A 12,692-nucleotide genomic window follows, 5' to 3' on the forward strand; every position below is an offset into this window, starting at 1 on the left:
TGACGCCGGTGGGAACCGTGCTTGAACCTGACATCAGTGTGAGGATCGAGCATGGTTCCCATGGCGACCACACAGCTCCCGACTCCCGCAATCCGCAACGGTTTCCCGCTGCCCGCCCTGCTCGCCCTGGCCACCGCCGTCTTCGTCACCGCGCTCACCGAGACCCTGCCCGCCGGCGTGCTGCCCGGGATGAGCGGGGCCCTCGGCGTCGGCGAGTCGGCCGCCGGGCAGACCGTCACCGTCTACGCGCTCGGGACCGCCGCCACCGCGATCCCGCTCACCGCGGCCACCGCCGGCTGGGGCCGCAAGCGGCTGCTGCTCACCGCGATGGCCGGCTTCGCCGCCGCCAACACCGTCACCGCGGCCTCCACGAACTACCCGCTCACCCTGGCCGCCCGCTTCCTCGCGGGCGTCGCGGCCGGCCTCGCCTGGGCGCTGCTGGCCGGGTACGCGCGCCGGCTGGTGCCGGTCGAGCAGCAGGGCCGGGCCATGGCCGTGGCGATGGCGGGCGTGCCGGTGGCGCTGTCGCTGGGAGTGCCGGTCGGCACCTTCCTCGGCCAGGCGCTCGCCTGGTGGGTGCCCTTCCTGGCCATGACGGCACTGGCGCTCGGCGTGATCGGCTGGATCGCGGCCCTGCTGCCGGACCAGCCCGGACAACCCGCCGGTGAGCGCGCCCCGGTGCGGAGCGCGCTCACCGTGCCCGGGGTGGCGCCGGTGCTCACCGTGACGGTGCTCTTCGTGCTCGCCCACACCATCCTGTTCACCTACATCGCGCCCTTCCTCGACCGGACCGGCCTCGGCGACGCGACCGACACCGTGCTGCTGGTCTTCGGCCTGGCCTCGCTGGCGAGCATCTGGTTCACCGGTGCCCACATCCACCGCCGGCTACGGCAGTTGACGATCGGCGGCGCGCTGCTGGTCGCCCTGACCGCGGGCCTGCTCGGCCTCTGGTCGCACAGCACGCCGCTGGTGTACACCGCCGCCGCGCTCTGGGGCCTGGGCTGGGGCGGCGCCCCGACCCTGCTGCAGACCGCCGTCGGCGACGCGGGCGGCGAGCGGGCGGACGCCGCCCAGGCGGTGCTGGTCACCCTGTGGAACGCCGCGATGGCGGGCGGCGGCGTGGTCGGCGGCCTGGTGCTGGGCCGCCTGGGCACCGACGCCCTGCCCTGGACGGTGCTCGCCCTGATGCTGCCCGTCCTGGCAGTGGTCACCGGCGCCCGCCAACACGGCTTCCCGACTGACCGCGGTTAGCGCAACTGCAGCCCGTTGGCCAGCAGCTCGGCGACCAGCTCGGGCCGGGCCGTCGCGACCGAGCCCGCCGAGTACGGCGGCTGCGGGTCGTACTCGATGACCAGCTGGATCGCCTCCGCGGTCGCGTCCCCGGCCATCAGGCCGGTCAGCGTCAGCGCGAGGTCGATCCCGGCCGAGACCCCGGCCGCGGTCGCGTACTTGCCGTCGACCACGACCCGCTCCGTCCCGGTCGGCTCCGCCCCGAACTTCTTCAGCGCGTCGAGGCAGCACCAGTGCGAGGTGGCCCGGCGCCCCGCCAGCAGCCCGGCGGCGCCCAGCAGCAGGGAGCCCGAGCAGACCGAGGTGGTCCAGGTGGTGGTGGCGTCCACCGCGCGAATCCACTCCAGCACGGCCTGGTCGGCCAGCCGGGCCTCCGTCCCGGGCCCGCCCGGGACGAGCAGCACGTCGGCCGCGTCCACCTCGTCCAGGGAGGCCTCCGCGGTCAGCGACAGGGTCTTCATGTCGGTGCGGACCGGGCCGCGCTTCGCGGCGGTGAACACCACCTCGGCGCCGGGGATGCGGGACAGCACCTCGCAGGGGCCGACGGCGTCCAGGGCGGTGAACTCGTCGTAGAGCAGAACGGCGATGCGCATCAGTGTCCTCCAACAGGATCGGGTCGGAAGCGGCGTCGGTACTCGGCGGGCGGGGCGGCCAGGGACCGGACGAAGGCGCGCCGCATCGCCTCCGGGGTGCCGTAGCCGCAGGAGCGCGCGATCTCCTCGATGCCGTCGGCGGTGTCCTCCAGCAGTCGCCGGGCGGCCTCCAGCCGGACCCCGTCCACGTACCGGCCCGGGGTCACCCCCACCTCGGTGGCGAAGGCCCGGGCGAAGTGCCGCGGTGACAGCGCCGACCGGCGGGCCAGCGCCTCGACGGACAGGTCGGCCTCCGGGTGCTCGGCGATCCACCGCTGCACCTCGCGCAGCGGCTGCCGGGCCGCCACCTGGGCGGCCAGCTGGGTGCTGAACTGGGCCTGGTTGCCCGGCCGGCGCAGGAAGACCACCAGGTGGCGGGCGATCAGCAGGGCGGCGTCGCGTCCCAGGTCCTCCTCGACCAGGGCCAGCGCCAGGTCGATCCCGGCGGTGACCCCGGCCGAGGTGGCGACGTTCCCGTCCCGGACGTGGATCGGGTCCGGGTCCACCTCGACGTCCGGGAACCGCCGGGCCAGCGCCTCGCAGTACGCCCAGTGCGTGGTCGCCCGGCGCCCGGCCAGCAGCCCGGCCTCGGCGAGCAGGAAGGCTCCGGTGCACACCGACACCACCCGCTCGGCCCGGCCGGCCAGCTCCCGGATCCGGGCGACCAGCGCGCCGTCCGGGAGATCGCTGCCCAGCCCGCCGGGGACCAGCAGGGTGTGCACCGGCCCGACCTCGGCCAGGTCCGTGTCCGGCAGCAGCCGCAGCCCGCTGTGGCTGCGCACCGGCCCGCCGCCCGGGGAGGCGGTGGTCACCCGGTACGCCCCCGGCTGCCCGGCGGCCGCGCCCGCCCCCGTGAAGACCTCCACGGGACCGGTCACGTCGAGGCTCTGCACGCCCTCGTAGAGGACGACGACCACGCTGCGCGCTCTCATGCGACCAGCCTGTCACCGGGCCGCAGTGGCAGCAATGACCCGTTTCCCACCTTTCCTGCCACCGTCGGCGGGGACGCCGGCGGGGAGCGCGGAAACGCCGGAAGGCCCCTCGCTCTCGCGAAGGGCCTTCCGGCTGTCTGTGCGCCGCCAGGGACTCGAACCCCGGACCCGCTGATTAAGAGTCAGCTGCTCTAACCAACTGAGCTAGCGGCGCCTGCTGACGCGGAGAACATTACCTGGTCAGCAGCCGAAACACACAATCGGCCCGGGCGGCTGGGTGCGCAGCGTCACGGCACCAGGACCACCTTGCCCCGGACGTGCCCGGCGCCGACCAGTCGGTGGGCCTCGGCGGCCCGCTCCAGCGGCAGCGCCTCGGCGACCTCCAGCCGCAGCCCGCCCGCCTCCCACAGCCGCACCAGCTCGGTCAGCCGCGCGGCCGTGCGCGGCCCCCGTAGCCCCCGTACGCCCAGCCGCTCGGCCTCCGGGTAGTCGACCACGGTGCCGATCCGGCTCCGGTCGGCGACCAGCTCGACGGAGGCCGCCAGCGCGCCCCGCCCGGCGGCGTCGAAGGCGGCGTCCACGCCCTGCGGCGCCACCGCCCGGACCCGCTCGACCAGCCCCTCGCCGTACGCGACCGGGATCGCGCCCAGGTCGCGCAGGTAGTCGTGGTTGCGCTCGCTCGCGGTGCCGATCACGGTGGCGCCCCGGGCCCGGGCGAGCTGGACGGCGACGGTGCCGACCCCGCCGGAGGCGCCGTGCACCAGGACGGTGTCGCCTGGGCCGACCGCGAGCAGGGTGAGCGCCAGGTGCGCGGTCTGGCCGGAGGCGGAGAGCGAGCCGGCCTGCTCCCAGGGCATGCCGGCGGGCTTGGCCACCAGCTGGGCGGCGTCCACCGTGACGAGCCCGGCCTGGCTGTCCAGGAAGCGGAAGCCCAGCACCTCGTCGCCGACCTGCCAGTCGGAGCCGTCCGGTCCGAGCCGGTCCACCACTCCGGCGAACTCGTTGCCGAGGACGAACGGCGGCTCGACGACGGCCCCCGGCGGGCGGAAGCCCTCCCGGATCGCGAGGTCGACAGGCTGCACCCCGGCGGCGAAGACCCGCACCCGCACCTCGCCCGGCCCGGGTTCCGGGTCGGGCACCTCGGTGACCCGTAGGACCTCCGGACCGCCGGACCCTGTGACGGTGACCGCCTTCATGTCTGCTCCCGCCCTCTCGAATGTTCGACATTCGACTGCTTGACTGTTCGACCGCCCCCGATCCTCGGACCTGAAGTCCGCTTGAGGTCAAGCCACTGTTCGGCCCGCTGTTCGGCCCGCTGTTCGGCGCGTCTTCGCCGATGGGCGCATTGTCAGATTTATCCTGGGCGGCGCTCAGCCGTCCGTTGTCGAGAGGAACGTTTCCGTGGGCCAGCTGCCCCTGTTCTTCCTGGTGCTGCTCGCCTCCGTGGTGACCATGCCGCTCGCACGCAAGACCGGAGTCCCGCAACCGGTCCTGATGACCCTGCTCGGCATCGTCATGGCGCTCGTCCCGCAGATCCCGGACGTCACCATCGAACCCGAGCTGATCCTCCCGCTGGTGCTGCCGCCGCTGATCTTCGCGGTCGCCCGGCGCTCCTCGGTGCGCTACTTCAAGGCCAACGTCCGCTCGATCCTGCTGCTGGCCGTCGCCCTGGTGGTGGTCACCACGGCCGCGGTGGCCGGGGCGGTGCACTGGCTGCTGCCCGCCCTGCCGGTCGCCGCCGCGATCGCGGTCGGCGCGCTGGTCTCCCCGCCCGACCCGGTGGCCGCCGTCGCGGTGGCCGGCAGCGTCGGCCTGCCCCGGCGCCTGGTGTCGATCCTGGAGAGCGAGGGCCTGTTCAACGACGTCACCGCGATCGTCGTCTACTCGCTGGCCATCGAGGCCGTGGTCAGCGGCGACTTCTCGGTCGGCCACGCGGTGCTGCGCTTCATCCTGTCCGCGGTGCTCGCCGTGGTCGTCGGCATCGCCCTCGGCTGGGTCAACACCAAACTCGCCGAGCGCCTGGACGACCCGACCCAGCAGGTCGCGCTCAACCTGCTGGTGCCCTTCGCCGCCTACGCCATCGCCGAGGAGATCCACGGCTCCGGCGTGCTCGCCGTCGTGGTCTGCGCGCTCTACCTCGCCGAGCGGGCCTCCGACGCCGACGCCGTCTCCTTCCGGCTGGTCGGCAACGCCTTCTGGGAGGTCGTCGAGATCCTGATCACCGGCGTCGCCTTCGGCCTGATCGGCCTGGAGCTGGCCACCGTGCTCAAGGAGGCCGGCCGCGGCTGGACCGGTTTCATCGGCGACGCCGCCGTGGTCATCGGCGTGGTCGTGGTGGTCCGGCTGCTCTGGCTGCTGCCGGCCGGCTGGCTGTCGAAGAAGCTGCGCAGCGGCGACGACGAGGACACCCCGTTCAGCTGGAAGGAGAGCGTGATCCTCTGGTGGTCCGGCATGCGCGGCGTGGCCACCGTCGCCCTGGCCCTCGCCATCCCGCTCACCCTGCACTCCGGCGAGGAGTTCCCCGAGCGCGGCCGCCTGGTCTTCATCGCCTTCAGCGTGGTGCTGTTCACCCTGCTGGTGCAGGGCCTCACCCTGCCCTGGCTGGCCAAGCGGTTCGAACTGGACATCGACCAGGACAAGCACGAGCAGGCCGTGCGCCAGCTCTGGTGGCGGGCCGCCAAGGCCGGGCTCAGGCGGCTCGGCGAACTGGAGGAGCAGGACCGGCTGCCCGCCGAGGTCGCCGACCGCCTGCGGGACCGTCAGCACGACCGGCTGGCCCGGCTCTGCCCGGAGAACTACGCCGAGGAGGAGGCCGCCGAGGCCAAGCTGCGGCTCAGCCAGTGGCGGGCCGCCCGGGAGGTCGAACAGGAGATGATCGCCGCCTCACGGCGCGAGATGCTCGCCGCCCGCAGCGAACTCGGCGCCGACCCGGAGCTGGTCGACCAGGTGCTGCGGGGGCTGGACCTGCGCTCGGAACGCAAGTGACGGCCTGTCCGGCCCCGCCGGGCGGAATGTGCGCGACCGGCTCCGCGGTTGCATAGGCTGAGCCCGGGCAGGCCGTCAACGGAGTCGGCGCACCACCAGTACCACCAGTACCCGCACGACCTCGCGAGACCCTCACCGCCTGGCCCTGCCGGTTTCCGCACCCAGATGAATCGAGGAACCACCGATGTCGGAGACCCGTGCCGACGCCCGCACCCCGCTCGACCGCACCCCGCAGTGGGCCGCCCTCGGCAAGCACCGGGCCGCGCTGGGCGAGACGCACCTGCGCGAGCTGTTCGCCGCCGACCCGGAGCGCGGCCGCCGCTACACCCTCCAGGTCGGCGACCTGCACGTGGACTACGCCAAGCACCTGGTCACCGACGAGACGCTGGAGCTGCTGCGCGAACTCGCCGCAGCCACCGGCGTCGCCGAGCTGCGGGACGCGATGTTCCGCGGCGAGAAGATCAACAACACCGAGCACCGCGCCGTCCTGCACACCGCGCTGCGCGCCCCGCGCGGTGCCGTGATCGAGGTCGACGGCGAGAACGTGGTGCCCGCCGTGCACGCCGTCCTCGACAAGATGGCCGGCTTCGCCGAGCGGGTCCGCGGCGGCGAGTGGCGCGGCCACACCGGCAAGCCGATCCGCACCGTCGTCAACATCGGCATCGGCGGCTCCGACCTCGGCCCCGCGATGGCCTACGAGGTGCTCCGCTCGTTCGCCAAGCGCGACCTCGACGTCCGCTTCGTCTCCAACGTGGACGGCGCCGACCTGCACGAGGCGGTCCGCGACCTCGACCCGGCCGAGACGCTGTTCATCGTCGCCTCGAAGACCTTCACCACCATCGAGACCATCACCAACGCGGTCTCGGCCCGCGACTGGCTGCTCACCGGGCTGGGCGCCGGCACCGAGGCGGTGGCCAAGCACTTCGTCGCGCTGTCCACCAACGCCGAGGGCGTGCGGGACTTCGGCATCGACACCGACAACATGTTCGAGTTCTGGGACTGGGTCGGCGGCCGCTACTCCTACGATTCGGCGATCGGCCTCTCGCTGATGATCGCCATCGGCCCGGACGCCTTCCGCGAGATGCTGGACGGCTTCCACCTGGTCGACGAGCACTTCCGCACCGCGCCGCCGGAGCAGAACGTCCCGCTGCTGCTCGGCCTGCTCGGCGTCTGGTACGGCGCGTTCTTCGACGCCCAGGCGCACGCCGTGCTGCCCTACTCGCACTACCTGTCGAAGTTCACCGCCTACCTCCAGCAGCTGGACATGGAGTCCAACGGCAAGTCGGTGACCCGCGACGGCTCGCCGGTGACCTGGCAGACCGGCCCGGTCGTCTGGGGCACCCCCGGCACCAACGGCCAGCACGCCTACTACCAGCTGCTGCACCAGGGCACCAAGCTGATCCCGGCCGACTTCATCGGCTTCGCCAAGCCGGTCGCCGACCTGCTCCCGGGCCTGGTCGCCCAGCACGACCTGCTGCTGGCCAACTTCTTCGCCCAGACCCAGGCGCTGGCCTTCGGCAAGACCCCGGAGGAGGTGGCGGCCGAGGGCGTGCCCGCCGAACTCGTCCCGCACAAGACCTTCCAGGGCAACCACCCGACCAGCACCATCCTGGCCGCCGAGCTGACCCCCTCGGTGCTCGGCCAGCTGGTCGCGCTCTACGAGCACAAGGTCTTCGTCCAGGGCGCGATCTGGAACATCGACTCCTTCGACCAGTGGGGCGTCGAGCTGGGCAAGGTGCTCGCCAAGCGGATCGAGCCGGTGCTGCTGACCGGCGAGGGCGCGGAACAGCTGGACAGCTCCACCGCCGAGCTGGTCGCCCGCTACCGCGCGCTGCGCGGCCGCTGAGCCCCGGTCGGGCCGTCCGCTCCGGCGGGCGGCCCGGTCCTGCTTCCTTGTTCGCCGGCTCGCGGTTCGCGGTTCGCGCGGGAAACGCCGAGAGGCCCCTCGCTTTCGCAAGGGGCCTCTCGGCTGTCTGTGCGCCGCCAGGGACTCGAACCCCGGACCCGCTGATTAAGAGTCAGCTGCTCTAACCAACTGAGCTAGCGGCGCCTGCTGACAGAGAAGACTTTAGCAGCGCCCGGGGTCCGCGCCAAAATCGAATACCGGCCGTCCGCCGTTCACCCTCCGGTCACGGCCGCCGCGCCGGCCGGCACCGCCGCGGCCGGCTCCCGGGCCGCCCGCACGCACGCCCACAGCACCACCGAGGCGCCCGGCAGCCACGGCTCCCGGTCCTCCGGGGCGACGATCCACCGGCCGGAGCCCAGCCCGGGGGAGTCCGGGCCGTTCACCATCCGCTGCACCGGCGGCACGGTCACCGCGTCGCCCTTGCCGTGGCACAGCAGGGGCGGCACGTCCCGGGCCCACTCCTCCCAGGCCAGCAGCCGGCGCAGCCGGGGCCCCGCACCGGGCTGGACGAACAGCAGCGTCCGCCCCCGGTAGGAGGCGACCGGCCCGCAGCCGGGCCCGGAGGCCCACAGCTCGTCCAGCACCCGGCGGCCGAACAGCGACGGCATGCTGATCACGTCGAAGGCGCGCCCGCAGGGCAGCACCGAGGGCGCCCACGGCCGGGCCTCCCAGAGGGCGCGCATGCTGCGCGGGTACTCGCTGGCGGAGGCGAGCCAGGCCTCGCCGGCCACGGTGACGTACTCCACCGACTGATACGTCCAGATGTCCACGGACAGCAGCCTGTGCCGTCCGGGGGCAGGACGGGAGGGAAAGCACGGTTTGCCGGACAGGACGACGGGGAACGGCGTACCCTTCCCCGCTCGCGCATATGCCAGCGGCGGATGCCGGGGCGCCGGAGCAGCGGGTGCCTGGCGCTCCGGCGCCTTGTGCCCGGCGGCGCTCAGTCCTCGTGGCGGCGGGGCTGGAGCAGCCCGCGGCCGTACTCGATCATCTTGGCCGCGTAGTCGGGGGTCCAGTCCGCCCGCTGCGCGATCTCGGCGTCGGACAGCGCGTCGAAGCGGCGCGGGTCCGCCAGCTGCGCGGCGGCGACCGCCTGGAAGTCGGTGGCCCGCTCGGCGGCCGTCCGGAAGGCCAGGGCCAGCTCGGTGGAGCGGCGCAGCAGCTCCGTGGGGTCGTCGATCGACTCCAGATCGAAGAATCGTTCCGGCTCCGGCTCGGCGGACTGCGGCTCGAACAGCAGCTGCACCGGACGCAGACGCCGCGCGGGGTCGGCCTGACCGCCGTGGTCGGACGCCTTCGTGTGGGAGTCGGGCATGGACGGACACCTCCGGGTCTCGGTGGGGGTGGGCGGCGGCTGCTCCGGGCCGCGCCGCACGGCCGTGGCCGCCGTCCATTGTCGCGCGGCGGCGGCCGGTAACGGAACGGTGCGCGTGCGGGCGCTATTCCCCCGTACGCGCCGGGGTCGCGCTACTCCTTCGGGTGGTCGGGCGCGTGCGGTGGCGTCGGGGCGTCGGGGCCGTCGTTGTCCCGGGTGTCCCAGCGATCCACCACCCCAGGGAGAACCCATGCCCGTACGCAAGGGCCTCGCGGCCGGACTCCTGCTGATCACCCCGGCCCTCGGACCGGCCGCAGCACCTGCGGCCGGGGCCGCCGAGACGACCACCGTGGTGACCGGGCCGTGGAGCGGCCCGGGCGGCTGGTCGACGGCGACCTGCCCCGAAGGCTCCCACCTCACCGGGGGCGGCTACGCCTTCCGGCCCGCCGGCTCCGGGGACGCCGTCCTGGTCAACGCGCCGAACCCCGACGACCCGAGCACCTGGGCGGTGCGGGCCGGGCACGGGACCGTCCAGGCCTACGCCGCCTGCGAGACCGAGACCGAGACCGAGACCACGGCCTGATCCGCCCGCCCGGCCGCTCAGCCCAGCCGCTCAGCCCAGCCGCACCCGGTGGCCGCTCAGGTGGTGCAGCACCTGATGGTTGGCCTCCCAGCCGTCCGGAAAGGCGACCGGGACGCCCAGCTGGACCGGCTCGGTGGACGGGTGCTCGTCCAGCAGCTCGCCGATCCCGGCCCGGGCCACCACGATGCAGGCGTGCCGGTGCCGGGAGGCGAGTACGCACAGCCGGCCGGTCTCCAGGTGGAAGGCCGTCGCGTCGGGCCGTCCGGAGAGCGGGTGCAGCACCACCGTGACGTCGTACTCGCGGCCCTGCAACCGGTTGGCGGTGTCCACCGTGACGGCCGGGCCGGCCGCCTGGTCCACCGGGACGCCCACCTTGAGCAGGGCCGCGCGGACGGCCGCGGCCTGGTCCCGGTGGGCGGTGCCGACCGCGATCCGGTCCGCGGTGAGCGGGGCCTCGCCCTGCTCGGAGCGGGCCGTCAGCCCGCGCTCCAGCAACCGCCGGACGACGGCCGCGACGGCCGCCACCGCCTGCGGATCGGTCCGCACGGTGTGCCGGGCGGGCAGCTCCAGCAGCGCCCAGCCGTGCTCGGCGGCCCGGTCGATCGCGGCGTCCAGCGCGCCGCCGTCCGGCCGGACGGCGGCGGTCAGCCGGCGGTCGTCCGGGCCGGTGCCGGAGCGGAACGGCGTGTACGGGTAGAACGCCCGCGAGATCAGCGGCGCCGCGCTGGCCGGCAGCCGCCAGGAGACCGGCAGCCGGTGCGGCTCGATCTGCGGGTTGTGCGCCAGCATGGTGACCACGGCGCTGCTCGACGGGTCGTACGACAGGCCCGCCCACTGCTCGGTGCCGACCACGGTGAACGGGTCCAGCTGGCCCGGATCGCCGACGAACAGCGCCCGTTCGAACAGCCGGGCCACCGCGAGCAGGGCGTCCGAACGCATCTGGTACGCCTCGTCGACGATCGCGTGCCGCCACGGCGCCTCGGCCCGCACCCACTGCCACTTCGCCGAGGTGGAGACCACCACGTCGTGCTCGACCAGCTCGGCGACCTTGTCGGAGGGCGTGACGTTGGCGTGCTTCAGCACCTCCGGGCCGGGCCGGGCGTCGGCGGCGTGCAGCCGGCCGATCGTCAGGTCCGGCGCCTTCTCGGCGAGCCGGCCGACCAGGTCGTCCACCTGGCCGTTGGTCTGGGCGACGATCATCAGCCGCTCGCCGGCCTCGACCAGCTCCCGGGCCGCCCGCACCACCAGCGTCGACTTCCCGGCGCCGGGCGGGGAATCGACCACCACGCCGCGCGGGGCGCCGGCCGCCGGGTGGACGGTCGCGGCCAGGATCCGGGCCACGGCGGCGTCGGCGGCCGCGCCCGGTGCCTGCTCGGCGCTCAACTCGGCCATCATTCCCACTCCTCGGAGACGGACGGGGCGGGTACGGGGGCGGTGCCGGGCGGGCCGCCGTGCGTCCACGGGGTGTCGTCCGGCTCGGGCAGCGGCGCGGACTGGCGGACCGTCAGCTCGAACAGGGTGAAGGTGACCGGATCGCCGGGCTCGGGCAGACTGCCCGGCTCGGGCTCCTTCCTGCGCCCCATGCCGGACAGCAGACGCAGGGTGATGGTGCCCCCGGCCGGGTCGACCGCCGCGATCTCCGCCTTCTGCGGGGACCGGCCGCCGCCGGCCTCCGGCTGGGGGGACCCCCACACCCGGTGCGCCTCCCGCCCGAGATCCGCGTGCGGGCGGTCGGCGGTGCGCAGGGTGATCAGCGGGCGCGGCTTGGGGGAACGGCCGGTGGTGTCGTAGTCCGGCACCACCTCGGTCACCACTCCGCTGAACGCCTCGCCGGACAGCCGGTGTTCGGCCATCGCCAGCGGATCGTCCAGCGCCTCCTGGACGTCCAGCCGGGTCTGCTCGCGCTCGCGCTGGGCGAGCTTGCGGGCGGCCGTGACGGCGTCGTCCTGCCGCGGCTGCGGCGGCTCGCCGGCCGCCAGCCGGTCCCGGTGGCCGGTGTAGGACCAGCGGTCGCCGGTCCAGCGCTCCGCCAGGTGCCCGGCGGGCGGCAGCCCGCGCAACAGGTCCAGACCGCGCCAGACGTCCCGCCAGGTGGGCAGCAGCACGGCCGCCAGCACCTCGCGCAACTGCTCGACCGCCGCCCGGACGGCCGCCCGGGCGCGCTCGGCGGCGGCCTCGTCGCGCTGCTCGGCGCTGTGCTGAAGGGCGGCCGTGGCGGTGTCGTAGCGGGCGATCGCCGGGGCGAGCACGAACTCGTCGAAGCGCGGATCGGTGGCCGGGCCGGCCGGCGGGTGCAGCAACTGCCCCCGGTCGTCCCGGGCGGACTCGGCGCGCTCGGCCGCCTCGGCACCGGTCAGGCCGCCCGGCGGGGCGTGCCAGGCCAGGTGGGCGGCCAGGTGCTGGTCCTCCAGGTGGCTCTGGCCGGTGGCCCAGTGCCGGGCCAGCAGGCCGGTCATCGGCAGCAGCAGGCTGGTGCCGGGCACCTGGGCGCGGTCGGTGAGGTGGGTCAGCCAGCGGCCGAGCAGCGGCACCCGCACCGGCGCGGGGTACGGCCCCGGCTCGTCGTCCTCGACCGTGCGGCGGAACCTGGTGGAGCGGCCGAGCAGGGCCAGGTGCCGCACGCCCGCGCCGTTCGGCACGATCAGCTGCGGCGCGTCGGCGCACAGCTCGCGGAACACCTGGGTCTTCTCGCCGGTCTCCGGGTCCTTCTCGGAGCCCTCGATCTGCTCCACGTCCTCGGCGAAGGACTCCAGGTACGGCAGCAGGTCGGCGGCCAGCTCGGCCAGGAAGTCGAACCGCAGGGTGCGGTTGAGCGGCTGCGGCACCAGGTGCAGCCGGGGCGCGTCCCGGTCGGTGCCCAGCAGCACCGCCAGCGGCGCGCCGGCCTCACCGGCGGCCGTCAGCGGCACGACCACCATCGGGCGGTCGGACAGGTGCCGGTGCCGGACGGTGGCCAGCGGCTCGGCCCGCCCGCTGCGGACGGCCTCCAGCCGGGCGAGGGTGGTCAGCAGGCTCATGCGCGCGCCCCCGCTTCGGGCCCGCCGCGTTC

11 protein-coding genes and 2 tRNA genes are annotated in these 12,692 nt (G+C 74.5%); 4 read left to right on the forward strand and 9 right to left on the reverse strand.

What is annotated here, in order from left to right; all coding sequences use genetic code 11:
• Positions 1-60 precede the first annotated feature (60 nt).
• Positions 61-1,251 (forward strand): MFS transporter, encoded by a 1,191-nt coding sequence (locus tag ACFWPT_RS30345; protein WP_380485638.1) that lies wholly within the window; start codon positions 61-63, stop codon positions 1,249-1,251.
• On the opposite strand, the gene ACFWPT_RS30350 is transcribed toward ACFWPT_RS30345, so the two are convergent.
• The 4 genes from ACFWPT_RS30350 to ACFWPT_RS30365 all read right to left on the reverse strand — a co-directional run bounded on the left by ACFWPT_RS30350 (position 1,248) and on the right by ACFWPT_RS30365 (position 4,050).
• Entirely contained in the window at positions 1,248-1,883 is a 636-nt protein-coding gene (locus ACFWPT_RS30350) for a DJ-1/PfpI family protein (RefSeq protein WP_380372920.1), read from the reverse strand. The genes ACFWPT_RS30345 and ACFWPT_RS30350 overlap by 4 nt on opposite strands.
• Positions 1,883-2,854: a GlxA family transcriptional regulator gene (locus ACFWPT_RS30355; RefSeq protein ID WP_380372923.1), complete on the reverse strand. Its 972-nt coding sequence runs from the start codon at positions 2,852-2,854 to the stop codon at positions 1,883-1,885. The genes ACFWPT_RS30350 and ACFWPT_RS30355 overlap by 1 nt, the downstream gene beginning before the upstream one ends.
• Positions 2,855-2,994: 140 nt before the next feature.
• Positions 2,995-3,068: transfer RNA gene (locus tag ACFWPT_RS30360), tRNA-Lys, on the reverse strand.
• 73 nt (positions 3,069-3,141) lie between these two features.
• Entirely contained in the window at positions 3,142-4,050 is a 909-nt protein-coding gene (locus ACFWPT_RS30365; protein WP_380485640.1) for an NADP-dependent oxidoreductase, read from the reverse strand.
• A gap of 205 nt (positions 4,051-4,255) precedes the next feature.
• On the opposite strand from ACFWPT_RS30365, the gene ACFWPT_RS30370 reads away from it, so the two are divergent.
• Both ACFWPT_RS30370 and pgi read left to right on the forward strand, forming a co-directional pair.
• On the forward strand, positions 4,256-5,839 hold the full coding sequence (locus ACFWPT_RS30370) for a Na+/H+ antiporter (protein WP_167745871.1): 1,584 nt from the start codon (positions 4,256-4,258) through the stop codon (positions 5,837-5,839).
• Between the two features lie 184 nt (positions 5,840-6,023).
• The gene (pgi, locus tag ACFWPT_RS30375; protein WP_350882566.1) at positions 6,024-7,685 is read left to right on the forward strand and encodes a glucose-6-phosphate isomerase; all 1,662 of its coding nucleotides are present in this window, start codon (positions 6,024-6,026) and stop codon (positions 7,683-7,685) included.
• 130 nt (positions 7,686-7,815) lie between these two features.
• On the opposite strand, the gene ACFWPT_RS30380 is transcribed toward pgi, so the two are convergent.
• The 3 genes from ACFWPT_RS30380 to ACFWPT_RS30390 all read right to left on the reverse strand — a co-directional run bounded on the left by ACFWPT_RS30380 (position 7,816) and on the right by ACFWPT_RS30390 (position 9,060).
• A tRNA-Lys gene (locus tag ACFWPT_RS30380) sits at positions 7,816-7,889 on the reverse strand.
• Positions 7,890-7,957: 68 nt separating this feature from the next.
• Positions 7,958-8,515 carry a bifunctional DNA primase/polymerase gene (locus tag ACFWPT_RS30385; RefSeq protein ID WP_063349288.1) on the reverse strand — a complete coding sequence of 186 codons (558 nt, stop codon included), beginning with the start codon at positions 8,513-8,515 and terminating at the stop codon, positions 7,958-7,960.
• A 170-nt stretch (positions 8,516-8,685) separates the two neighbouring features.
• Entirely contained in the window at positions 8,686-9,060 is a 375-nt protein-coding gene (locus ACFWPT_RS30390; protein ID WP_063349289.1) for a hypothetical protein, read from the reverse strand.
• 250 nt (positions 9,061-9,310) lie between these two features.
• Between ACFWPT_RS30390 and ACFWPT_RS30395 the strand changes: the two genes are divergently transcribed.
• Complete coding sequence (locus tag ACFWPT_RS30395; protein WP_380485641.1) at positions 9,311-9,643, forward strand: hypothetical protein; 333 nt, start codon at positions 9,311-9,313, stop codon at positions 9,641-9,643.
• A 30-nt stretch (positions 9,644-9,673) separates the two neighbouring features.
• On the opposite strand, the gene ACFWPT_RS30400 is transcribed toward ACFWPT_RS30395, so the two are convergent.
• Together ACFWPT_RS30400 and ACFWPT_RS30405 are read right to left on the reverse strand one after the other, a co-directional pair.
• Positions 9,674-11,035, reverse strand: coding sequence for an AAA family ATPase (locus ACFWPT_RS30400; protein WP_380485643.1), 1,362 nt, complete (start codon positions 11,033-11,035; stop codon positions 9,674-9,676).
• Complete coding sequence (locus tag ACFWPT_RS30405; protein WP_380485645.1) at positions 11,035-12,660, reverse strand: hypothetical protein; 1,626 nt, start codon at positions 12,658-12,660, stop codon at positions 11,035-11,037. Before ACFWPT_RS30405 ends, ACFWPT_RS30400 begins: the two co-directional genes overlap by 1 nt.
• Positions 12,661-12,692 lie beyond the last annotated feature (32 nt).

Source organism: Kitasatospora sp. NPDC058478, from assembly GCF_042720345.1.
Classification (GTDB): domain Bacteria; phylum Actinomycetota; class Actinomycetes; order Streptomycetales; family Streptomycetaceae; genus Kitasatospora.